We start from the raw sequence: 21,940 nt of genomic DNA on the forward strand, positions 1-21,940 counted from the left end.
CCCAGTCGGGGGTGTGGGGCACAGTTGCCCACGTGCTGGGTCCATATCGTCAACTCCTGACAGTCCGCGGACTGCCGAGCGTGCTCGTCTGGTCACTCCTGGGCAGGCTGCACCTACCTGGCACTCCTCTGGCCACCACTTTCCTCGTCGCGGGGTGGACTGGTTCATACATCGCATCGGGTGTCGTCGGGGGTCTCTACACCGTGGGTGTAGCCGTTGGTGGCCCATTGCGTGGTAGATCTGCCGACCAGGGTGACCCGGCGCGCCTCTTGATCGCCATTTCACTCGCCTACGCGTTGGGACTCACGGCGCTCGCATTCGCCCCTTCGCTGGTGGGGGCGACGTGGTGGCCGATAGCCGCCGTGGTCGCTCTGGTGACCGGACTAGCCCAGCCGCCAGTGACGCAGATCGCTAGGGCAGCCTGGCCGAGGTTGACCGAGGACCCTGCCGCGCGCAGGTCTCTCTACACACTTGAGGCCACCCTCCAGGAGCTGCTGTGGGTAGTTGGCCCGGTACTCATCGCCGTCGTGGTGGCCTTCGGCGGCGGTAGGGCGGGCATGCTCACTTGTGCTGGTCTGGCGCTGGTGGGCTCATGCGGCTTCGCGTTCGTCCTGCACAAGGTGGGCCTGCGCGTGCCCTTGGAGCAAGAGCACCGCACGCCGGGGTCGGTGCTAAGAGCTCACGGCATGCGGGCAGCACTGACGATGAGCCTCTGCGTCGTCGCACCGCTGGTGATCCTGGACATGGCCGTGGTCGCGTGGGCGCGCGACTTCGCCACCCCCGCCGCGGCGGGCGTGCTGATCGCGGTCTGGGCGGTCGGGTCGCTGGTGGGTGGCTTCGCCGCCGGTGCGAGCTCCGCGCCGCCGCGGTTGGCGCTGCGGATCGTGCTCATGGCGTTGGGGTTCGTCGCGCTGGTCCCAGTGCTGCCGCCGGTCACGGGCGGGTCGACGTGGCTGATCGGGCTGGTCCTCGCGGTCGGCGGGATCGCGGTGGCGCCCGCGCTGGCGGCGTCGAACGTGCGCATCGGCGAACTGGCCCCCGCGGGTCGGACCGCGGAGGTGTTCGGCTGGGTGATGACGGCGGCGACGCTCGGCTCGGCGGTCACCCTGCCGATCGCCGGGTGGCTGCTCGACCACATCGGTCCGGCGGCCGCGGCGGGAGCGGCCGCGGTGCTGGCCATGGCGGCCGCGGGCTTCGCCCTGGCGGTGCCGGATCCCAGCAGGCAGGCGAGCGCGGCGTGACATTTGTGTCAACGTCACATCTGTGCCAACCTGCTGCGGCCCCACCGGGAGGAACCACCATGTCCGACGGCGACCTCGCGCCGCACCTGAGCAGGCTCGGCCTGCCGGACGACGAGATCCGCGCATACCTCTACCTGCTGCGCACCGGTCCGTCCACGATCGACCAGGTCTCCATCGGCCTGGCGGAACCCATCGACATCGTCACCCCCGCCGTGCGCACCCTGGTGGACGCGGGCCTGGTCGGGACCGGCGGTGTGGATGGCCGGATTGTGACTCCGGTCCCACCCGCGAGCGGGCTGCAGATCCTGAGCCGCCGCCGCGAGTCCGAATTGGAGCAGGCGCGGGTGGCCACGCTCAACGCCTACGACACGTTCCGACGCGCGGTGTCCCCGCAACGCACCGACGACCTCATCGAGGTGGTCACCGGTACCGCTATCGCCCAGCGCATCCAGCAGATGGAGCTCAGCGCGCGCAAGGAGATCCGCAGGCTCGACTCGCCGCCGTACTTCACCGAGGGGCACGTCAACAACGCCGAGCTCGAACAGCTCGCGCGCGGCGATGTGACCTACAAGGTCGTCTATGCGCGAGCGGCCATAGAGGACCCGGGCCGGTACGCGCAGAACGTCCAGCCCTGTGTTGCCGCGGGGGAGCAGGCCAGGGTGCTGCCAGAGGTGCCGGTGAAGCTGACGATCGTCGATCAGCAGTTCGCGACGGTGTCTCTACCGGTCGCAGAGGCCGATGTGAACCGCTCGCTCTTAGTCGTCCGGCCCAGCAGTCTCCTGTCAGCCCTAATCGGACTGTTCGAGGCGTCGTGGCGGTTGGCAGTACCGCTGCACGCTGGCGCAAGAGCTCCGTCGCCCGTCCAACCCATAGAGCAGCGCCTGCTGGGCCTACTCGCGGCAGGCGCCAACGACGACTCCATCGCGCGCCAGCTCGGGGTCAGTCGAAGGACCGTCTTCCGCCACCTCCAGCGCCTGATGGACCACGCGGGCGCGACCTCAAGGTTCCAGCTGGCCGTTCACGCAGTGCGCCACCGATGGATCTAGCCAACCGGCCCGTGGTGGCCCGCGTGGCGGCAGTCCTGGTCACCGTCCTCGGCGGGGTCGGGCTCGCCACGCAGAGCCGCGTCAACGGCCAACTCGGCGCCCACCTGCGGGACGGTCTGGTCGCCGCGCTGATCTCCTTCTCGATCGGCCTCGTCCTCTTGGCCGTAGGTGTCCTCGTCGCCCCGAAGGCGCGGGCGGCGGTTCCGAAGGTCGTGCAGGCTGTCCGCGAGCGTCGACTACGGCCGTGGCAGGTCTTGGGCGGCGCGGCCGGCGCCCTGTTCGTGACCGCGCAGGGCCTGACCGTCGCGGCCCTCGGCGTGGCGATGTTCACCGTGGCCGCGGTGTCCGGGCAAGTCCTCAGCGGACTGCTGATGGACCGCGCGGGCATCGGACCTGGCGGCCCACGGCCGATCACCCCGACCAGGGCGGTCGGCGCTGTGCTCGCGGTCGTCGCGGTCACCGCCGCCGTGTCCGACGAGTTCGACTCGCCGTCGCGGCTCTGGCTGTCCCTGATCCCGGCCGCGGCAGGACTAGGTCTCGGCTGGGCGCAGGCGGTGAACGGGCGGGTCCGGGCAGCCTGCGGGAGCGTCAGCGTCGCCACACTGGTCAACTTCGGGGTCGGGACCGCCGTGTTAGCCCTGGCCTGCGTGGTTGAGGTACTCGTGCGAGGACTTCCGGCAGGTCTACCTTCCAACCCGATCCTCTACGTCGGTGGCGCGCTAGGAGTCATCGGCGTCTCCGCGAGCGTCTTCGCTGTCCGGTACATCGGTGTGCTCATGGTCAGCCTGGGCATGATCTCCGGGCAGATCGCGGGCGCGGTGCTGTTCGACCTGACCGGGCCCGGTATCGAACCCGCGACCGTGGTCGGTGTCGTGGTCACGCTCCTGGCGGCGGGGGTGGCGTCGTTGCCCAGTGGGCGTCCCCGGAAAGAACCGGCGGCGCAGTGAGAGGATGACCGCCGTGACCGCGACGATCCTTGACGGCAAGGCCACCCGCAACGCGATCCTCGACGAGCTCCGCGTCCGGGTCGCCGCCCTCGCCGAGCGCGGCGTCGTCCCCGGGCTGGGCACTGTGCTCGTCGGCGACGATCCCGGCTCCCACGCTTACGTGCGCAGCAAGCACAACTTCTGCAAGAAGATCGGCCTCAACTCGATCCGCCGCGACCTGCCCGCGCACACCACGCAGGCCGAGCTCGAAGCCGTCATCGACGAGCTGAACGCCAACCGCGACTGCACCGGCTACCTCGTGCAGTTGCCGCTTCCGGGTCACCTCGACCAGGGCCGCGTTCTGGAGCGGATCGACCCGACCAAGGACTCTGACGGCCTGCACCCGGTCAGCCTGGGCAAGCTCGTCCTGGGCGACGCGGGCCCGCTGCCCTGCACCCCCGTTGGCATCGTCGAGCTGCTGCGCCGCTACGACGTACCGCTGGCGGGCGCGCGCGTCACCGTCGTTGGCCGTGGCGTCACCGTTGGTCGCCCCCTCGGCCTGCTGCTGACCCGCCGCAGCGAGAACGCCACCGTGACCCTCTGCCATACCGGCACCAAGGACCTCGCCGCCGAGGTCCGCCGCGCCGACATCGTCGTCGCTGCCGCGGGCAACGCGGGCCTCATCACCGCCGACATGGTCAAGCCCGGTGCCGCCGTGCTCGACGTCGGCGTCACCCGCACCGAGGCGGGCCTGGTCGGCGACGTGCACGAGGACGTGCGCGAGGTCGCGGGCTGGCTGGCGCCGATGCCGGGCGGGGTCGGCCCGATGACCATCGCGATGCTGCTGCGCAACACCGTCGAGGCGGCGGAGCGGGGCCTGCGCGCGTGAACGACGGCCCGCAGCGGGGCGGCAAGCACCCCGCGCTGGTGCACCTGCCGTTCGCCATGGTGATGGCGGTCGTCGTGCTCGGCCTGGTGCGGATCATCCAGTTCTCCTGGCGCGAGGGCACCGTGTGGATCGGCCTCGCCCTGCTGCTCGCCGCCGGGCTGCGGGTGCTGCTGCGCGACGAGCAGGCCGGGCTGGTCGCCATCCGCGGCCGGGCGGTCGACGTGCTGCTCTACGGCCTGTTCGGGGTCATGGTGATCGCGGTCGCGCTGACCATCGAGGGTGGTTGGCTCAGTCGTTGAGGCCGCCGAGCTCGGCGATCATCCTGGTCGACGCCGCCTCGTCCAGCGCGACACTGAGCAGCTCCACCACCACCTGGTCGTAGCGCTTGACCTCGGTCGGGTCCTCGACGAACAGGCTCGACGTCCGGTTCTCCACCAGCACCAGCGCGCCGCGGCCGTGGAACTGCAGCCGCCGGAACGACCCGCGCAACCCCGGGTGGCCGTGGCCGAGCCGCGGCACCACCCGGATCGTCACGTCGGGTTTCGTCCCGGCCTCGACCAGGTAGCGCAACTGCCCGCGCATGACCTCGCGGCCGCCTACGACCGTGCGCAGCGCTGTCTCGGTCAGGATCGCGTAGTAGCGGGGTGGCTGCGGCTTGCGCAGGATCGCTTGTCGTCGGATGCGCTCGGTAGCCCTGTCCTCGATCGCGGGCTCCTCGACCATGTCCACCTCACGCAGCACCGCTTGCGCGTACGGCACGGTTTGCAGCAACGCGGGTACGAGCATCGCCTGGTAGTCGACCAGCATCTCCGCCTTCGACTCCAGCACGCGCAGCGTCGCCGACGGTCGTTGCTCCGGCCACGCGGTCGGCTCGGTGGCGTCGCGGGCCAGCGCGACCAGGTCGTCGCGGCGGGCGTCGCGCACGCCGTAGAGGGACAGCAGCGCCTCGACGTCGTCGAGCTTGTGCGGTCGGCGGCCGTTCTCCAACCTGCTCAGCTTGGAGGTGCTGATCCCGGTCTTCGAGGTCACCTCGGCCAGGCTCATCCCCGCGGTCTCGCGGTGTCGGCGCAGTTCCTCCCCGAGCAGTTCTAGCCGGACAGTGGTGTCCGCGGTGTGCAGCGTCACCCGGCCATGATCCGGCCGCGCGCGGTCACATACCCACAGGTAGGGGGCCTTGTCGGACCAAGTCCACCCGAAGGGGTCGAGACCCTGGTCACCGACGCGGCCCCCGCGCACCCCGGCTTGGTAGCCTGCGCGGTGCCGGGCGACGTCGCCGACAGGGCACAAACTGACTGCCGCGTGACCTCCCCGCTGACTCAATCCGTCTTCCCGGGAGGATCCGCCAAGTGGCACCCGTCAACGTCACAGTCACCGGCGCGGCAGGCCAAATCGGCTACGCCCTGCTGTTCCGCATCGCCTCCGGTGCCCTGCTCGGCCCCGACACCAAGGTCAACCTGCGGCTGCTGGAGATCCCGCAGGCGGTCAAGGCCGCCGAGGGCACCGCGATGGAGCTGGACGACTGCGCGTTCCCGCTGCTGGCGGGCATCGAGGTGACCGACGACGCGAAGAAGGCGTTCGACGGCGCCAACGTCGCGCTGCTCGTCGGCGCCCGCCCCCGCACCAAGGGCATGGAGCGCGGTGACCTCCTGGCGGCCAACGGCGGCATCTTCAAGCCGCAGGGCGAGGCGATCAACGCCGGTGCCGCGTCCGACATCAAGGTGCTCGTCGTGGGCAACCCGGCCAACACCAACGCGCTCATCGCCCAGCAGCACGCCCCGGACGTCCCGGCGGCGCGCTTCACCGCGATGACCCGGCTCGACCACAACCGGGCCATCTCGCAGCTGTCCACCAAGCTCGGCGTGTCGGTCGCGGACATCAAGAAGCTGGCCATCTGGGGCAACCACTCGGCCACCCAGTACCCGGACGTCTTCCACGCCGAGGTCAACGGCAAGTCCGTCGCCGAGCTGCTCAACGACGAGGCGTGGCTGGCCGACACCTTCATCCCGACCGTGGCCAAGCGTGGCGCGGCGATCATCGAGGCGCGCGGCGCGTCCTCGGCGGCGTCGGCGGCCAACGCGGCCATCGACCACATCCACGACTGGGTGCTCGGTACCCCGGCAGGCGACTGGACCTCGATGGCAGTGCCGTCGGACGGCTCTTACGGCGTCCCCGAGGGCATCATCTCGTCGTTCCCGGTGACTACCGCCGACGGTGAGTACCAGATCGTGCAGGGCCTGGAGGTCAACGAGTTCTCCCGCGCCCGCATCGACGCCTCGGTCGCCGAGCTGGTCGAGGAGCGCGACGCGGTCAAGGCGCTCGACCTCATCTGATCCCGGCTTGGTAGATGCGCGGCGGCACCCACTGTTTCGGCGGTGGGGGCCGCCGCTGTGTTTTACGGTGCACTGGTGACCTTCATCCCGTGGCCGATCCCCGAGCCGGACTTACCGGCGAGCGTCAACTCTGTCCTGGCTGACGCGGCCAACGCCGCCGTGGCCGCCTACCGGACCGCGCGCCAGATGCTCACCCGGCCGGAGCTGTCCGAAGAGGTCGCGATGGGGGCGGACGGCACGCCGACCATGCGCGTCGACTCGCTGGTCGAGGACGCCATCGCCGAATCCGCGCAGGCCAACCGCGTCAACCTCTTGTCCGAAGAGGCGGGTTTCATCGACAACGGCTCGTCGACGACTCTTGTCATCGACCCGCTGGACGGTTCGGCCAACGCCGCGTCCGGGGTACCGCTGTCGTGCTTCTCCGGCGTGTTGACCCGTGACTCCATAGCGGTCGAGGCCGTGACCGTGTGGCTGGACACCGGGCGCGTCTGGTGGGCGCGCGTCGGCCAGTCCACCCCGTACCGCACGACCGGTCGCACCACCCTGGACGGCGCCGCCGTGTCGCTGCTGCGGCCCAAGCGCAACAACGGCGACGCCTGGCAGCGGGTGGCCGCCCGCGCCGGTCGGCTGCGGATCCTGGGCACGACCTGCCTGGAGACCGCCCTGGTCGCGGAGGGCTCGGTGGACGCGTTCGCCGACCCCGGGTCGGACACGCTGCGCATCGTCGACCTGGCCGCCGCGCTGGTGCTCGTGCCCGCCGCGGGTGGCGCGGTGATCGACGCGCACGGCAGGCCGCTGGACTTCGACCCGGATCTGACCCGCCGCTGGTCAGGCATCGCGGCGGCCACCTCGGCGCTGGCCGACCAGCTCGCGGAGGCGGTCCTGGGGTGAGGTGGAGCCCTATGAGACGCTGGGGCGGCAGGGACTGACCGATGGGGGTACCGATGGCCGCTCGGGCTAGATGCGCCGTGATTGGAGCAGGTCTCCTACTTGCTGCCTGCACCACCCCCGAGGCGACTCCCTTACCTGATACGCCTGACCCCCACTCGATCTCCAACGCCTCTAGCGCCCACGGCGCCCCAGTGCCGTTTGTCCAGATCGGCGAGTCTTTCCCCTACCGCCTGCTGACCCATTGCGGCATCAAGTACGCCACCTTCGCAGGCCAGAACTGGGTTGCCGAGCACACCTGGCCCGACCCGGAACGTCTCCCCGGCCCGGACGGCAAGGTCACCAACGACGGTTACATAACCGGCCGCGTTGTCCTCCTCGACGACCGAACCCTCCGCTTCAAGGTCGACCAGGCCACCATCGCCGGGAAACCCACCGAGGTCATCTTCCACCCCACCGACGTCGAGATCCCGCTCTGCCAGTAGGCAGATCTCCGCGCCGGAAGGCGTCATGACCGCGCGGCTGGACGGTCTCGTTCTCCGGTGCGGACGGTCCACTGAGGCCGGAGCAGCCGACCTGAGTTCACCTCCGGGTGATGGCGTCATCCGATTACACAGAGACGGGTGCCAAAAGCCGGTCAAATCGTGGCCCGAACGGGGCTGTATGCCCCGATAGCGTGAACGTCGGGCCAATGGCATCACGGGCTGCCGCCAAATGCGTTTCCCTGCTGAAGGTTCGCCACAGCCGACGCGCGAACACCAGGACAGGAGGCTACGAGATGACCAACGACGCCGAGCACTCTGAGCAGATCATCTCGCACTACGGCGGGACTACTCCTGTCCGCTCGCGTTGGACCTACCGGGCCAACGAGCCGTACACCGTCGTCGCCGCCTTCCAGGCCGACGCCGACCGCTGGGTCGAGTGGATCTTCGGCCGCGACCTGCTCGCCGAGGGCCTCGTCCGCGCCGCCGGTGACGGCGACGTGCGGCTGGCCCCGGTGACCACCGGCGGCACCGCCAAGCTGGCGCTGGAGATCGAGTCCCCGGACGGCCACGCCGTGCTCGAGCTCGACCACGCCGCGGTGCAGTCGTTCTTCGCCACCACCACGGCCATGGTGCCGCTGGGCGGCGAGGCCGACTTCTTCGACATCGACGCGCTGATCGAGGAGATCACCAACGTCTGAGCCCGCCAGCCAACCCTGACCCACGTGGACGGATCACTGAGGGGGTGGCCGGTGAACCCAGTACCGATAACGGAGCCGACGGCCGCCTGCGCACCAGGCGGCCGTCGGCTCTCCCGGCTCAGGCGCAGGCTTGGGCCAAGGTGTTGAAAGCGTTGAGCTTCTGCTGTGCCCAGCTGGTGACCGTGGTCGGGTCGAGGTTGGGCACGCTCAGCGACTGGACCTGCTCGGCCATGCCGTTGATGGCCTCGCGCAGCGTGGTGTCCGCCGCGCGCTCGGCGAGGCCGGTGAGGTCTTCCGAGGTCTTCTTCGCGTCCTCGGCGGTCTGCTCGAGGTTCTGCGTGCTCGGGCTGAAGTTCGCCAGCCGGAGCGCCTCGAGGCAGATGCTGGTCTTGTCGGCCGCGTTGCTGGCGTCCTGGACCGCTTGACACGCGGTGAGCGCGCCGAGAAGGGCCGCCGCGCTGAGCGCCGTGATCAGCCGGTGTCGCACTGTGCCCCCTGGAGAGAGTGTGGGTATCTTGCCTAGAATATCCGGTTTGTCGGATCAGCCGGTGGCGAAGGCGCTCCCATCCGGTGGTTCGCCCTCCCCGGGCCGGGCCAAACAGTACAGGTAGAGGCGGTCCGGGCTGCCCGTTTTGCTCGGCAGGATCGTGATCTGCCAGCCGCTGGTGTCCGCGCCCGGCCGGGTCCGCGCGGCCATCACCTCGGCCGTGCAGATGCCCTTGACCTCGGGCGAGGCGGCCAGGTCGGTGCCGGTCATGTCCTGCGCGCCGGTCGGCAGCCAGGTGCCGGTGAACGCCTGCCAGCTGTGCTCGCCACCGCAGTCGAGCGGCTTGGCCTTGATGTCGAGGTCGGCGATGTTCACCAACCCGCCGAAGCACTTGTCCGCGACGCAGAAGCCGTTCTTCTCGCTCTCCGCGCACGCCGTCATGCCCGGTGGCACCGCCGCGGCCTGCGGGGTGCTCTGCGTTTGCGGTGGCTGCTGTTGCTGGGCTTGCTGCTCGGGGCTGGTGAGAGTGCTACCGAAGAAGCCAGCGGCTACGAGCGCCGGTACGGCTACCGCTGCCGCAGCGATGCGCGCTCCGCGGGCGCGGTTGGTCGCAACGTGGGGGAGCGGCCTGATGGGGCGTAGGCCGTCGAGTTCGTCTCTTAGCTGTCTTGCATCCGTTGTCCGGCGCGACGAGTCAGAGGCAAGAGCGTTGAGGAGTGCGGCGTTGAATGCCGGGGGCGCGTCCGGGATCGGTGCTACCGGCGCACGAAGAGCCGCGATCAGGCCGTCGAGAGATTGCGCGGGCCACGGGATGTCGCGGGGACGGCTACCTGTCGCGAGTGTGTAGAGGGTCGCCGCTAGCGAGTAGATGTCTCCTGCGGCACTAGGTGCTGCGTGCGCGAAGACTTCCGGTGCGGCGTAGTAGGGACTGAGGGCGCCAACGGTGACGGTGCTCTCCGCGTGTGCGTCGAGGATCGCGGCCAGACCGAAGTCGGCGAGCTTAACGGCGCCGAACGCGTTCACCAGGATGTTCGCGGGCTTGATGTCGCGGTGCAGGATGCCCACCTGATGCGCCTGCGCGAGTGCGTCAGCGAGCCTGGCCCCCATCTCCGTGACCTCCGGGATGGGCAACCGCCCGCGCTGCGCCAGAACGTCCGCGAGCGAACCGCCCGTGCACAACTCCATGACGATGTAGGGCCTACCGTCCGCGGTTACACCGGCGTCGTAGACGTTCACGACATGCGGGTGCCCTGACAGCCGGGCAGCCGCACGGGCTTCGCGGAGGAACCGGTCCCGGTCGCGATCGGTTTGGAGCACCCGGTTGTCGACCTTCACCGCGACGTCGCGGTGCAGCCGGTCCTGACGGGCGAGGAAGACGGTCCCGAATCCGCCTTGGCCGAGCGGTCCCGCGAGGGTCAGCCCGGGGATCGTCGGCGGGCGGGGTGTCACGTGCACGGGGCGAATGTACTTCCTGCTGCCAGCACCCCGCGTCGAACCAGCCATCGACTCCACGGCCACCCTCTAGCCTTCGACCAACTCCCGTGGCGAGTGGTGCCCGTCTCCCGACTCCCAGCAGAGGTTGGTCAATGAGCTACTTCCACATCCGGCTGTCCGTTGTGGGTTCACCAGACGATGAGGTCAAACTGGACTTGACTCCCGAGCAGTTGGAATCCCAGTTCCTTGCGCCTTACCGAGCCGGCCGGACCATCACGGTCAACGGAACGTCGATCCCTGGACGTATGATAGGTCGCCTGAGGGTCTCAGTGAGCGAAACGCCTTCCAAGAGCCTGATCCAGGACCTTCGAGTGCGAGAAGCGAGTTCATTGATTGCATCCGTCGGGGGGCACTCTCTTAGGTGGCGTGCGGCGAGCCAAGCCCGCGACGTGACCGATGAGTACATCGTCGGCCCGCCTGGCGGCCTTCCCGAACTCGGGTCGGACGAGGGTTCGACTTCTCCGGCGGGGGACAAGAACAAGGTGTTCCTCGTTCACGGACGAGATACCCTGGTGGTCGCTGCGATGAAGCAGTTCCTGCGTTCGCTCGGGCTGAGCATCGTCGAACGAGAGCATGTGGTCAACCACCTCGGGACCCCGAACCCGTACGTCGGCGCTATAGTGCGTGAAGGTTTTGACATGGCCGACGCCGCAGTCATCCTCTTCACACCCGATGAAGTGGTCTCGCTTCGACCCGACCTGACCAACGACTCCGATGGCGAGCCGGAGCGTGCGCCCCAGGCACAATCCTGTCCCGATGTCTACTACGAGGCAGGCATCGCTGACACCATTGATCACCGCCGGACAGTTCTGGTGGAGGTGGGTCGGGTCAAGCCCTTCGGCGATGTCGCAGGTAGGCACGTAGTGCGCTTTGACGGCACGGCGTCGAAGCGCGGGGTGCTGGCCGGACGGTTGAAGACCGCAGGGCTCGCGATCAACAAGAGCGGCACCGATTGGCTCAGTGACGGCGATTTCGAATCGCCACTTCGAGTGATCAACGAAGCGTTGAAGTATCCGACGAACTAGATGGAGTTGAGACAGTGACCGGTTTCTTCCGAGACTTCCTGTACCTGGACGAGCGGACTATCAACAGCTACCTGTCCTCGGTCGAGGGTGGGGTGTACGACGAGGAGGACCGCCACATCACGGTTGACGGCCCCGGCAGCACACCCGAGGGGGAGAAGGCGCCAGCGGGCACGATGGCGACCTCGGATTCCCGCCGGAAGGTCCTGAGGCAGACCGCGGCGGCCAAGTTCGCGAGGCTTTACCACCACATCTCCGATAGCGAACAGGTTCACAAGGTCCGCTCAGGTGAACCCCTGACCGGGTTCGTACCCGCCGATGATGACTTCTGCGAGATCAAGGGGACGGTCGAGATCCCGCAAATAGTCTCGGCCGTCATGAACGCCGAGAAGTACCAGGCGATCGGGAACATGGTCAAGATCTTCGAGGGCCTCGGGTTCTCCACGAATGTCGCGCACACCGAGGCGATGGGCCAACTGGAGGCCCTCGCCCAGGCCCGAGAGGCGATCGGCGACAAGGTGTCGGTCCTGTTGAACGTCGCGACAGGTTTCCCCCGGGTCGTCCTCCCCGTGCGCACCGACGTGATAGGCGACAGGTTCGACGAACTCGAGGGCCGCGTCACCGTGTTCGGACGCGTCGCGGAAGTGCGTCCCCGGGGCAGCGCCTATTCGCTCATCCAGATCCCGGGACAGGCAGGCATGTCCAGGCAGCAGCGCAGGAAGATGGAAAGAGATCGCGGCGCGAACACCGAGGGAATCGTCAAAGGCCCACTGATCGTCCTACACATCCTCGCCGTCTACCGATAACGAAGCCGGCAGTCACGCAGTACCCTTGGCCGCCAACTTGGCCGCCTTCTTGAACTCCCGCACCTCACCAAGACTGGTCGCACTGGTCACGTCCGCGACCGACCGCCGGGAGTTCTTGAGCCCGTAATCCCCAGCAGCCTCCCGCCACCCCCTCGGCGTGACCCCCCGCTGCTTCGCCAACAACGCAAGGAAGATCTTCGCCTTCTGCTCCCCAAACCCCGGCAGCTCCTTGAGCCGCTTCAAGACCTCGGCCCCACCGGGCCCTCCCCGAGTCCAGATAGCTGCCGTGTCCCCGTCGTACTTCTCAACGATGAACTGACACAGCACCTGCACCCGCTTCCCCATAGAACCCCCATACCGATGAATAGCAGGCGGCGTAACCGCCAACTCAACAAACGCCTCCGTCTCGTAGTCGGCGATCTCGTGCACATCGAGCTTGTTCCCCAGCCGCGTGTAGAGCTTGTACGGCCCCCTGAACGCGATCTCCATTTGTATTTGTTGATCTAGCAGCATCCCGATCAACAAGGCCAGCGGGCTCTCGTCCAGCAGGGCGTCGGCTTCCGGGTCTTGGGCGATGCAGAGTTTGGGTGTCATGGGGCACATGGTGGCACGGGGTGCGGGCGGTGCGTCGGACGAGACGGGAGGTGTTGGGGTTATGCGGGGTGCTTGCCGTGGACGGCGTGGTGGGCGGCTTGGCGGAGGGCGGTCATCAGTTCGACCAGGGGTGGGTTGTCGAGGGCGGTTTCGCGGACGGCGGCGTGGATTTCTCGGATGGGTTCTGGGTTTCTGATTCGGCGGACGACTATGCCGGGGTGGGGGTTGGACAGGCCCATGACGGGGATGAGGCTGATGCCGAGGCCCGCGGCCACGAAACCCTGGGCGTTGGTGTAGTCCTCGCTCTCGACGGTGACGTTCGGGGTGAAACCGGCGGCGGCGCAGGCGTCGAGGATGATTCCCCAGCAGGGGCCGCCGATGGGCCACTCGCCCACCCAGGGCTCGTCGGCCAGGTCTGCCAGGTCGATGACGCGCTTGCCCGCGAGGCGGTGGCCGCGAGGTAGGACTACCCGGTACGGGTCGTCCAAGAGGTGGGTCATGTGGACGCCGCGGGGGGCTTCGCGGGGGTGGACGACGATGGCGAGGTCGGCTTGGCCCTGGGCGATCTCGGGGAGCGGGTCGCCGGGGTCGACCAGTTTCAGGTCGACCTGGACGCCGGGGTGCACGGCGCGCAGCCGGGCCAGGGCGGGTGGGACGAGCGCGGACCCGGCGGTGGCGAAGTAGCGCACCGCCAGCCTGCCGGTCCGGCCGGCGCGCAGGTCGGCCAGCGCGGTCTCGGCCTCGGCGACGTGCCGGGAGATGATCGCCGCGTGCTCGGTGAGCAGCCTGCCCGCCGCGGTCGGTTGGACGCCGCGGCCGACGCGTTCGAGCAGGGCGATGCCCGCCTGCTTCTCCAGGGCCGCGATCTGCTGGCTGATCGCTGACGGTGTGTAACCGAGGTTGGTGGCCGCCGCCGTCACCGAACCGCTCGTGACCACGGCGCGCAGTACCTGCAACCGACGCACATCAAGCATGAAGCCCAGCTTAACGGTCCATGCAGGACATTTCACTTGTCCTGGACGAAGCTCTCCGTCATGGTTGCCTGGGGAATGACCCGATGGGGAGGAAAACCAAGTGATCAGCGGCGGTAGGGGCACACTTGTCCGGATGGGCGTGCTTGCGCTGCTCTGGGGGTCCAGCTTCCTCTGGATCAAGCTGGCGCTGCACGGTCTGAACCCGGTCCAGATCACCATCGCCCGGTGCGCGCTCGGGGCGCTCGTGGTGGTCGTGCTCTGCTACTCAGCGCGACACAAGCTGCCCCGGGATCGCCGGGTCTGGGGTCACCTGGTCGTGGCCGCCTTCTTCGGCAACGCGCTGCCGTTCGCGCTGTTCGCCCTGGGTGAGCGGACCGTCGACTCCGGGGTCGCCGGGGTCCTCAACGCCACCACCCCGCTGTGGGCGCTGCTGATCGGCATCCTCATCGGCACCGAGCGCGCCCTCAAGCCCGTCCGGCTGACCGGCCTGCTGCTCGGCTTCGTCGGCACCCTGCTGATCTTCGCGCCCTGGCAGCAGGCGGGTGTCGCCAGCTGGGGTTCGCTGATGATCCTCGCCGCCGCCGCGAGCTACGCCGTCAGCTACACCTACATCGGCAAGACCCTGTCCGGTCGCGGTGTCGCCCCGATAGCCCTGTCGGCAGCCCAGCTCGTTACCGCTACCGGCCTGAGCATCTTCGCCCTCCCGATCGGCGGGTTCGCGACCGTCGACCTGAACCCGACGGTTCTTATCGCGATCGGCGTGCTCGGCGTCTTCGGCACCGGGTTCGCCTTCGCCATCAACTACCGCCTGATCGCCGACGAGGGTCCCACTAACGCCACCACTGTGGGCTACCTGCTGCCGGTCGTCTCCGTGCTCCTAGGAGCCGCGTTCCTCGGCGAGGGCATCAACCTGCGCGTCATCGCAGGCATGGCCGTAGTGCTCATCGGCGTCGGTATGACCCGGTGGCAGAAGAAGACGCCCTCGCCCGTAGTGGCCGAGGACCCGACCGCGGTCCTGGCCAAGGCCCCTTAGACGAGGCGGCGGTCTGAGGCCCAGCGGGAGAGTTCGTAGCGGTTCGACAGTTGGGTCTTACGCAGGACGCTGGATACGTGCGTTTCCACTGTCTTCACCGAGATGAACAGCTCCGACGCGATCTCCTTGTAGGCGTACCCGCGGGCCAGTAAACGCAGCACGTCGCGCTCGCGGGGCGTCAGCAGGTCCAGCTCGGGGTCGCTGATCGGGGCGGCGCCCGGTCGGTCGGCGAAGGCGTCCAGGACGAATCCGGCGAGCCGCGGCGAGAAGACCGCGTCGCCGTCGTTGACCCGGATCACCGCCGTCACCAACTCCTGGCTGGAGATCGTCTTCGTGACGTACCCGCGCGCGCCTGCCCGGATCACCGCGATGACGTCCTCGGCGGCGTCGGACACCGACAGGGCCAGGAACACCACCTCGGGGAACGCCTTGCGCGCCTGCCGCAGCACCTCGGCGCCGCCGCCGTCGGGCATGTGCACGTCGAGCAGGACCACGTCCGGCCGCAGGTGCCCGATCCCGGCGACGGCCTCGCCGACCGTCCCGGCCTCGCCGACCACCTCGATGTCGTCGGTGAGGGTGTCGAGTTCCGCGCGTACCCCGGCGCGGAACATGCTGTGGTCGTCGACCAGGAAGACCCGGACCAAGCGCTTCTCACTCATGTGGTCACCTTCGCACGCGGCATGTGCAGCTGTACCTCTGTCCCGTCGCCGGGGGCGGTGCGCAGGGTGATCTCACCGCCGTTGCGCTCCATCCTCCCCCGGATCGAGTCCGCGAGCCCGTGCCGGTCGTCGGGGACCGCCTCCGGGTCGAAGCCCTTGCCGCGGTCGCGCACGAACACGGTGACCTTCTCCGGCTCGACCTCCGCGTACACCGACACCTCGGCGACCCCGGCGTGCTTGGCCGCGTTGACCATCGACTCGCGGGCGGCCATGACCACCGCGACCAGTTTGTCGTCGAGCTCGCAGTCGCCGACGGCCACGTGCTGGACCTTGATCGCGAAGGTGTCCTCGACCTCGCCAGCCGCCCTGGCCAGCGCCTCGGCCAGCGACCCGCCCGCCAAGCCCTCCGCGCCTCGCCCATAGCCAGATGGCCCGTAGAGCCAGCTGCGCAGTTGACGCTCCTGGCCGCGGGCCAACCGCAGCACCTCGCGCGGCGCCTCGGCCTGCTTCTGGATGAGCGCAAGCGTTTGCAGCACCGAGTCGTGCAGGTGGGCGGCGATCTCGGCGCGTTCCTCGGTGCGGATGCGGGCCCGCCGCTCCTCGCCGAGGTCGCGCACCAGCCGCAGCCACCACGGGACGGTGATCACCGCGACGCCGACCAGCGCGGCCACCACCGCCAGCAGCGCGAACTGCACCTGGTCCAGGCCGATGCTGCTGATCAGGAAGATGATGATGCCCGCGGCGACCAGGGCGGCCCCGCTGAGCACCCGGATGACCGCGGAGCGCCCGCCGCCGCCGAACACCGCACCGCGGACCCGCCGCCGCTGCCCCTGGTCGGCCTCCCGCCAGACCAGCGCGGCACCCACCAGCGCGACGCTGGTCGACCCGGCCACCCAGCCGTTGACCGTGCCTGCCAGCGTGCCCGCGCCGATCGCCAGCCCGACCCCGAGCGCGACCAGGCCGAACGCCTGCTGCCGCTCCCGGCCGGTGATCTCCCGCGCCGGTTCGTCCGAGGACACCTGCGGCACGAAGATCCACAGCAGCCCGTAGGCCACCACCCCGGCCCCGCCGAGCGCCGCGAGCAGGGTGAACGCCACCCGCGCGTACAGCACGGGGATGCCCAAGTGGTCGGCGATGCCCCCGGCGACCCCGGCGACGGCACGGCCGGACCGGCGCCGGTAGACCCGGGTGTCCCCGGGTACCGCCACCTGCCGGTCGACGCTCGTCACCGCCCGCTCGATGTCCGCCTCCGCCTCGCGCTCACGCAGTACAGCCGTCACGTCAAGAATGCTCACACGAGGCCATCAGCGCCACATCGGGGTTTGACCCTGAACGCGAAGTCAGGGTCGTTCCCCGATGCAGAACGTGCAGGTAACGGGCCATTCTTGTCCTCGTGAGTGGCACAACGAACCAGACGCGCCCCGGCGCAGCAGGCGTCGAGGAGACGCTCAAGGACTTCTGGGCGTCCCGACCGCGGCGACCGAGGCAGGGTCGCAAGGTCGCGGGCGTCGCGGCGGCCATCGGCAACCGCTACGGCGTCGACCCGGTCATCATCCGGGTCGCCCTCGCCGTCGCCACCTTCTACGGGGGCGCCGGTGTCATCTTCTACCTCTTCGGCTGGCTGCTGTTCCCCGAGCAGGACGACGAGTCGGCGCCCGCCGAGGCGCTGATCGGCCGCGGCCGCAGCTCCAGCTCGACGCACTTCACGGTGGGCCTGATCGTCGCGGTGATCGTGTCGTTCAGCGTCGGCTTCGACTTCAACGGGTTCCTCGGTCTGCTCGTCATCTCGGCGCTGATGTTCCTGCTGCACCGCAGCCGGGGGCACCTGAACCGGCCGGTAGGGCCCACGTCCGACTACGACACGTCGGTCCCGCTGATGACCGTCCCGGTAGCCACGACGACTGAGGTGCCATCGCCGATGACAGCGCCACCTTCCGGGGCCGAGACAACGCCCCTGAACACCCCACCTGACTACGGTTACCCCAACCAGCCCCCCGCGTGGGACCCGCTAGGTGCGGCTCCGTTCGCGTGGGACCTGCCCGAGCCCGCGGCGGCCATGCCGGACCCGGAACCCCCGGCCGTCCGACGCCGCTCCAAGATCGGCGCGGTCACCCTCGCCGTCGCGTTCCTGTTCGTGGGCACCGCGGTCGTCATCGAGCCGCACACCGGTGACTGGTTCAGCGTCCGGCACATCGTCGGCGTCGTGCTCGGCGTCCTCGGCGCTGGCATGGTCATCGGCGCGTTCACCAGGGGCGGCCGCGGCCTGATCGGGCTGGCACTGCCGCTGGCGGCGCTCGGCATCGCGATGACCGTGGTCTGGCCGGACGGCTTCAAGGCCAACGGTGTCGGCGACATCCAGGCGACCCCGCGCACCTTCGCCGAGGTCCAGAACACCTACAGCCGCGACATCGGCTCCATCGACGTCGACCTGACCCAGCTGCCCACCAGCGGCTCGATCAGCACCGTCGCCGAGGTCGGCATCGGGGACGTCACCGTGATGGTGCCGGAGAACGCCGACGTCACCGTGTTCTGCGAGGCGGGCATCGGCGACGTCGACTGCCTCGGTGAGCAGCGCGGCGGCACCGACACCGCCGTCGACCGCACCGACCTCGGCGCCGACGGCGAGGGCGGGCTCAAGATCGAACTGCGTGCCGAGGTCAATGGACCGGGAACTGTGAAGGTGCTCCGTGGCTGACGAGACCAAGACCCCCCGCGGGTTCGACCCGCTGGCCATGATCGCGGGCCTTGCCACCCTGGCCGCCTCGGCCTACGTGCTCACCGACGGCCGGATCTGGCTGCCGTCGCTCGACCCGCGCTGGATGATCGCAGGCGTCGCCGTCCTGGTGGGGCTGCTGCTGCTCGGCGGCACCCTCCGCGGCCGGAACAGGTGCCGCAAGTAGCCACTACGACGCCACTCACGACGAAGGCCCGGCTGGGACAACCAGCCGGGCCTTCCCGTGTCACAGCCTGTCTAGGCCAACGCGGCCTCTAACGCCTACTCCCACACTGCGCCTATCCCGCCCGCCCTACTCCCACACTGCGCCTATCCCGCCCGCCCTACTCCCACTCGATGGTGCCCGGCGGCTTGCTGGTCACGTCCAACACCACCCGGTTGACCTCCGCGACCTCGTTCGTGATCCGGGTCGAGATCCGCTCCAGCACGTCGTAGGGCAACCGGGTCCAGTCCGCGGTCATCGCGTCCTCACTGGACACCGGGCGCAGCACGACCGGGTGGCCGTAGGTGCGGCCGTCGCCCTGCACGCCGACGCTGCGGACGTCGGCGAGCAGCACCACCGGGCACTGCCAGATGTCGCGGTCGAGCCCGGCCGCGGTCAGCTCCTCGCGGGCGATCGAGTCGGCGGCGCGCAGGATCTCCAGGTTCACGGCGTTGACCTCGCCGATGATCCGGATCCCCAGGCCGGGCCCGGGGAACGGCTGGCGCTGCACGATCGTCTCCGGCAGCCCCAGTTCGGTGCCGACCCGGCGCACCTCGTCCTTGAACAGCGCGCGCAGCGGCTCGACCAGTTCGAACTCCAGGTCGTCCGGCAGCCCGCCCACGTTGTGGTGGCTCTTGATGTTGGCCGCGCCCGCGCCGCCGCCGGACTCGACGACGTCCGGGTACAGCGTGCCCTGCACCAGGAACCGGTACTTCTCGCCGCCCGCCTCGGCCTGCAGGTCCAGCTCGGCCTGCTCGAAGACCCGGATGAACTCCCGGCCGATGATCTTGCGCTTCTCCTCCGGGTCGGTCACCCCGGCCAGCGCGTCGAGGAACCGCTCGCGGGCGTCCACGGTCACCAGCCGGACCCCGGTCGCGCTCACGTAGTCGCGCTCGACCTGGGCGCGCTCACCGGCGCGCAGCAGCCCGTGGTCGACGAACACGCAGGTCAGCCGGTCGCCGATGGCCCGCTGGACCAGGGCGGCGGCCACGGCGGAGTCGACCCCGCCGGAGAGCCCGCAGATGGCCTTGCCGTCGCCGACCTGGGTCCGGATCCGCTCGACCTGCTCGTCGACGATCGACGCCGTCGTCCACCGCGGGCGCACACCGGCGATGTCGTGCAGGAACCGGCGCAGCACCTCCTGGCCGTGCGGCGAGTGGTGCACCTCCGGGTGGTACTGCACGCCCGCGAAGCGCCGCTCGGTGTCCTCGAACGCCGCGACCGGCGCGCCCTCGCTGCCCGCGGTCACCGCGAAGCCCGCGGGGGCCTTGGTCACGCAGTCGCCGTGGCTCATCCACACCGGGTGCCGCTCGGGCAGCCCGTCGTGCAGGACGCCCTCGTTCGCGGCCAGGTCGGTGCGGCCGAACTCGCGGGTGCCGGTGTGCTCGACGGTGCCGCCCAGCGCCAGCGCCATCGCCTGGAAGCCGTAGCAGATGCCGAACACCGGGACACCGGCGTCGAACAGCGCCGGGTCGACCGAGGGGGCGCCGTCGGCGTACACGCTCGACGGGCCGCCGGAGAGGATGATCGCCGCGGGGTCCTTGGCCAGCAGGTCGGCCACCGGGGTGGTGTGCGGGACCACCTCGGAGTACACCTGCGCCTCCCGCACCCGGCGCGCGATCAGCTGCGCGTACTGGGCACCGAAGTCCACCACGAGGACCGGGCGCTGACTGTCTGTCATCGACGTGCACCTTCCGTTGGCGCGGAAGCCGGAGCACCGAAACGGGGGGTCCCCACATCGGCGCACGGCGTCCATGACCGTGCGCCGACCGGTCCCTCCCTGGGTTTCTCTCCCGGAGATGCCTGCCCGCGCACCTGTCCGCGCGGGCTTTCCGTGACGCTCGAACCAGACCCGGGCCTGATCAGGCCCGGCGGAACCCTAGTCACCACCGTCGGTCAGCCACCGACATCCTAACCCGGGGCGTTCTCGGCCAAGCCCCGCACCCGGACGCGGCCTACCGTTGCGTCATGACCGACGAACAAGACGCCGTGGTCGCCAAGCCGCGCCCGTTCTGGGTGGCGGGCAGACCGCACAGCAGCGACGACACCATCGAGGTGCGCCACCCCTACGACGGCACCGACGTGGCGACGGTGTCGGTGCCCGGCCCCGAGCACGTCGAGGCCGCCATCGCCGCCGCGGCCGCCGCGGCCAAGCCGCTGCGCTCGGTGCCCGCGCACGTGCGGGCGAGCGCGCTGGCGCACGTCGCGCGCACACTGGCCGCCCGCACCGAGGAGATCGCCGAGACGATCACCGCGGAGAACGGCAAGCCGCTCAAGTGGTCCACCATCGAGGTGGCCAGGGCGGTGTCGGTGTTCACCTTCGCCGCCGAGGAGGCCCGCAGGCACGTCGGCGAGCTGCAACGGCTCGACACCGACGTCGCCGGTGAGCGCCGCCTCGGCCTGATCCGGCGCCGCCCGCGCGGCCCGGTGCTGGCCGTCGCGCCGTTCAACTTCCCGCTCAACCTGGTCGCGCACAAGGTCGCCCCGGCGCTGGCGGTCGGCGCCCCGGTGATCGTCAAGCCCGCGTCGGCCACCCCGCTGTCCGCGCTGCTGCTCGGCGAGATCCTGGCCGAGACGGACCTGCCGGCAGGCTCGTTCTCGGTGCTGCCGGTGCGCGGCGCGGACATGGCGACGCTGATCGAGGACCCCCGGCTGCCGGTCATCTCGTTCACCGGCTCCACCGGCGTCGGCCACGGCATCAGCGCGGCCGCCCCGCGCAAGCACGTGGTGATGGAGCTGGGCAGCAACAGCGCGGCCATCCTGTGCCCCGACTGGACCGACCTGGACTTCGCCGCCAAGCGGATCGCCACCTTCGGCAACTACCAGGCCGGGCAGTCGTGCATCGCGGTCCAGCGGGTCGTGGTGCACCGGTCGCTGGCCGACGAGTTCATCCCCAAGCTGGTCGCCGAGGTCGAGGCCCTGCGCACCGGCGACCCGCACGACCCGAACGTCGACGTCGGTCCGCTGATCGACGAGCGCAACGCCGAGCGGGTCGAGACCTGGGTGACCGAGGCGGTGGCGGCCGGGGCGACGCTGCTGACCGGGGGCAAGCGCACGGGGGCGACGGTCGAGCCCACCGTCCTCAGCGGTGTTCCGGCGGCGGAGAAGGTGTCCTGCGAGGAGGTCTTCGGGCCGGTGCTCGTGGTGACCGTCGTGGACACGGTGACGGAGGCGTTCGAGGTCGCGAACGGGACCGACTACGGGCTCCAGGCGGGCGTGTTCACCCGCGACCTGCAGACCGCGTTCCAGGCATCCGCCGACCTGGAGGTGGGCGGCGTCGTCATCGGCGACGTCCCGTCCTACCGGGCCGACCAGATGCCTTACGGCGGCGTGAAGGGCTCCGGGACCGGCCGCGAGGGCCTCCGCTCGGCGATGGACGACTTCACCGAGGAACAGGTGATGGTCCTGTCCGGGATCGACCTGTAGTGGTTT

General features: G+C 69.7%; 23 protein-coding genes. 15 read left to right on the forward strand and 8 right to left on the reverse strand.

Features of this window, described 5'->3' with window-relative positions:
- The first annotated feature begins 80 nt into the window (after window positions 1-80).
- Genes CLV68_RS06875 through CLV68_RS06895 form a run of 5 tightly spaced genes read left to right on the forward strand, consistent with a single transcriptional unit; the run spans window position 81 to window position 4,401 of the window.
- Window positions 81-1,241 (forward strand): MFS transporter, encoded by a 1,161-nt coding sequence (locus CLV68_RS06875; RefSeq protein ID WP_121389645.1) that lies wholly within the window; start codon window positions 81-83, stop codon window positions 1,239-1,241.
- A gap of 59 nt (window positions 1,242-1,300) precedes the next feature.
- Window positions 1,301-2,287 carry a helix-turn-helix transcriptional regulator gene (locus tag CLV68_RS06880; protein ID WP_121389646.1) on the forward strand — a complete coding sequence of 329 codons (987 nt, stop codon included), beginning with the start codon at window positions 1,301-1,303 and terminating at the stop codon, window positions 2,285-2,287.
- 23 nt (window positions 2,288-2,310) lie between these two features.
- A complete protein-coding gene (locus tag CLV68_RS06885; RefSeq protein ID WP_246009694.1) occupies window positions 2,311-3,234 on the forward strand; it encodes a DMT family transporter in 924 nt (307 codons plus the stop codon).
- Window positions 3,235-3,247: 13 nt separating this feature from the next.
- Window positions 3,248-4,102 carry a bifunctional methylenetetrahydrofolate dehydrogenase/methenyltetrahydrofolate cyclohydrolase gene (locus tag CLV68_RS06890; RefSeq protein ID WP_177215554.1) on the forward strand — a complete coding sequence of 285 codons (855 nt, stop codon included), beginning with the start codon at window positions 3,248-3,250 and terminating at the stop codon, window positions 4,100-4,102.
- Window positions 4,099-4,401 carry a DUF3017 domain-containing protein gene (locus CLV68_RS06895; protein ID WP_245782345.1) on the forward strand — a complete coding sequence of 101 codons (303 nt, stop codon included), beginning with the start codon at window positions 4,099-4,101 and terminating at the stop codon, window positions 4,399-4,401. Before CLV68_RS06890 ends, CLV68_RS06895 begins: the two co-directional genes overlap by 4 nt.
- Here the strand turns inward: CLV68_RS06895 and CLV68_RS06900 are convergent.
- Entirely contained in the window at window positions 4,391-5,227 is an 837-nt protein-coding gene (locus CLV68_RS06900) for a helix-turn-helix domain-containing protein (RefSeq protein ID WP_121389648.1), read from the reverse strand. The genes CLV68_RS06895 and CLV68_RS06900 overlap by 11 nt on opposite strands.
- A gap of 221 nt (window positions 5,228-5,448) precedes the next feature.
- Between CLV68_RS06900 and CLV68_RS06905 the strand changes: the two genes are divergently transcribed.
- The 4 genes from CLV68_RS06905 (at window position 5,449) to CLV68_RS06920 (ending at window position 8,503) form a co-directional block, all read left to right on the forward strand.
- Window positions 5,449-6,432 (forward strand): malate dehydrogenase, encoded by a 984-nt coding sequence (locus CLV68_RS06905; protein ID WP_121389649.1) that lies wholly within the window; start codon window positions 5,449-5,451, stop codon window positions 6,430-6,432.
- A 75-nt stretch (window positions 6,433-6,507) separates the two neighbouring features.
- Window positions 6,508-7,323, forward strand: a complete 816-nt coding sequence (locus tag CLV68_RS06910; protein ID WP_342772759.1) for an inositol monophosphatase family protein — start codon at window positions 6,508-6,510, stop codon at window positions 7,321-7,323.
- 191 nt (window positions 7,324-7,514) lie between these two features.
- On the forward strand, window positions 7,515-7,805 hold the full coding sequence (locus CLV68_RS06915) for a hypothetical protein (RefSeq protein WP_092777815.1): 291 nt from the start codon (window positions 7,515-7,517) through the stop codon (window positions 7,803-7,805).
- Window positions 7,806-8,098: 293 nt separating this feature from the next.
- Complete coding sequence (locus CLV68_RS06920) at window positions 8,099-8,503, forward strand: SsgA family sporulation/cell division regulator (RefSeq protein WP_092777817.1); 405 nt, start codon at window positions 8,099-8,101, stop codon at window positions 8,501-8,503.
- A gap of 118 nt (window positions 8,504-8,621) precedes the next feature.
- Here CLV68_RS06920 and CLV68_RS06925 read toward each other — a convergent pair whose 3' ends face one another.
- Together CLV68_RS06925 and CLV68_RS06930 are read right to left on the reverse strand one after the other, a co-directional pair.
- Entirely contained in the window at window positions 8,622-8,990 is a 369-nt protein-coding gene (locus CLV68_RS06925; protein WP_121389651.1) for a bacteriophage spanin2 family protein, read from the reverse strand.
- Between the two features lie 54 nt (window positions 8,991-9,044).
- Window positions 9,045-10,445: a serine/threonine-protein kinase gene (locus CLV68_RS06930; RefSeq protein WP_246009695.1), complete on the reverse strand. Its 1,401-nt coding sequence runs from the start codon at window positions 10,443-10,445 to the stop codon at window positions 9,045-9,047.
- A gap of 131 nt (window positions 10,446-10,576) precedes the next feature.
- Here CLV68_RS06930 and CLV68_RS06935 point away from each other — a divergent pair, with 131 nt between their 5' ends.
- Both CLV68_RS06935 and CLV68_RS06940 read left to right on the forward strand, forming a co-directional pair.
- On the forward strand, window positions 10,577-11,509 hold the full coding sequence (locus CLV68_RS06935; protein WP_121389652.1) for a TIR domain-containing protein: 933 nt from the start codon (window positions 10,577-10,579) through the stop codon (window positions 11,507-11,509).
- A 14-nt stretch (window positions 11,510-11,523) separates the two neighbouring features.
- Window positions 11,524-12,312, forward strand: coding sequence for a DUF6414 family protein (locus CLV68_RS06940; protein ID WP_121389653.1), 789 nt, complete (start codon window positions 11,524-11,526; stop codon window positions 12,310-12,312).
- A gap of 12 nt (window positions 12,313-12,324) precedes the next feature.
- On the opposite strand, the gene CLV68_RS06945 is transcribed toward CLV68_RS06940, so the two are convergent.
- Both CLV68_RS06945 and CLV68_RS06950 read right to left on the reverse strand, forming a co-directional pair.
- Window positions 12,325-12,906 (reverse strand): HhH-GPD-type base excision DNA repair protein, encoded by a 582-nt coding sequence (locus CLV68_RS06945; RefSeq protein ID WP_121391017.1) that lies wholly within the window; start codon window positions 12,904-12,906, stop codon window positions 12,325-12,327.
- 59 nt (window positions 12,907-12,965) lie between these two features.
- Complete coding sequence (locus CLV68_RS06950; RefSeq protein ID WP_121389654.1) at window positions 12,966-13,880, reverse strand: LysR family transcriptional regulator; 915 nt, start codon at window positions 13,878-13,880, stop codon at window positions 12,966-12,968.
- Window positions 13,881-14,013: 133 nt separating this feature from the next.
- On the opposite strand from CLV68_RS06950, the gene CLV68_RS06955 reads away from it, so the two are divergent.
- The gene (locus tag CLV68_RS06955; protein ID WP_121391018.1) at window positions 14,014-14,913 is read left to right on the forward strand and encodes a DMT family transporter; all 900 of its coding nucleotides are present in this window, start codon (window positions 14,014-14,016) and stop codon (window positions 14,911-14,913) included.
- Here CLV68_RS06955 and CLV68_RS06960 read toward each other — a convergent pair.
- Complete coding sequence (locus tag CLV68_RS06960) at window positions 14,910-15,572, reverse strand: response regulator (protein WP_092777840.1); 663 nt, start codon at window positions 15,570-15,572, stop codon at window positions 14,910-14,912. The two genes, CLV68_RS06955 and CLV68_RS06960, sit on opposite strands and share 4 nt — an antisense overlap.
- Window positions 15,569-16,813: an ATP-binding protein gene (locus CLV68_RS06965; protein WP_246009848.1), complete on the reverse strand. Its 1,245-nt coding sequence runs from the start codon at window positions 16,811-16,813 to the stop codon at window positions 15,569-15,571. The genes CLV68_RS06960 and CLV68_RS06965 overlap by 4 nt, the downstream gene beginning before the upstream one ends.
- Window positions 16,814-16,965: 152 nt before the next feature.
- Here CLV68_RS06965 and CLV68_RS06970 point away from each other — a divergent pair, with 152 nt between their 5' ends.
- Both CLV68_RS06970 and CLV68_RS06975 read left to right on the forward strand, forming a co-directional pair.
- Entirely contained in the window at window positions 16,966-18,267 is a 1,302-nt protein-coding gene (locus CLV68_RS06970) for a PspC domain-containing protein (protein ID WP_121389655.1), read from the forward strand.
- A complete protein-coding gene (locus CLV68_RS06975; protein ID WP_121389656.1) occupies window positions 18,260-18,472 on the forward strand; it encodes a hypothetical protein in 213 nt (70 codons plus the stop codon). Before CLV68_RS06970 ends, CLV68_RS06975 begins: the two co-directional genes overlap by 8 nt.
- 157 nt (window positions 18,473-18,629) lie before the next feature.
- Here the strand turns inward: CLV68_RS06975 and guaA are convergent, their stop codons facing one another.
- The gene (gene guaA, locus CLV68_RS06980; protein ID WP_121389657.1) at window positions 18,630-20,189 is read right to left on the reverse strand and encodes a glutamine-hydrolyzing GMP synthase; all 1,560 of its coding nucleotides are present in this window, start codon (window positions 20,187-20,189) and stop codon (window positions 18,630-18,632) included.
- A 287-nt stretch (window positions 20,190-20,476) separates the two neighbouring features.
- On the opposite strand from guaA, the gene CLV68_RS06985 reads away from it, so the two are divergent.
- On the forward strand, window positions 20,477-21,934 hold the full coding sequence (locus CLV68_RS06985) for an aldehyde dehydrogenase family protein (RefSeq protein ID WP_121389658.1): 1,458 nt from the start codon (window positions 20,477-20,479) through the stop codon (window positions 21,932-21,934).
- The last annotated feature ends 6 nt before the right edge of the window (window positions 21,935-21,940 follow it).

It is taken from the genome of Actinokineospora cianjurensis (assembly GCF_003663795.1).
Lineage (GTDB): Bacteria > Actinomycetota > Actinomycetes > Mycobacteriales > Pseudonocardiaceae > Actinokineospora > Actinokineospora terrae.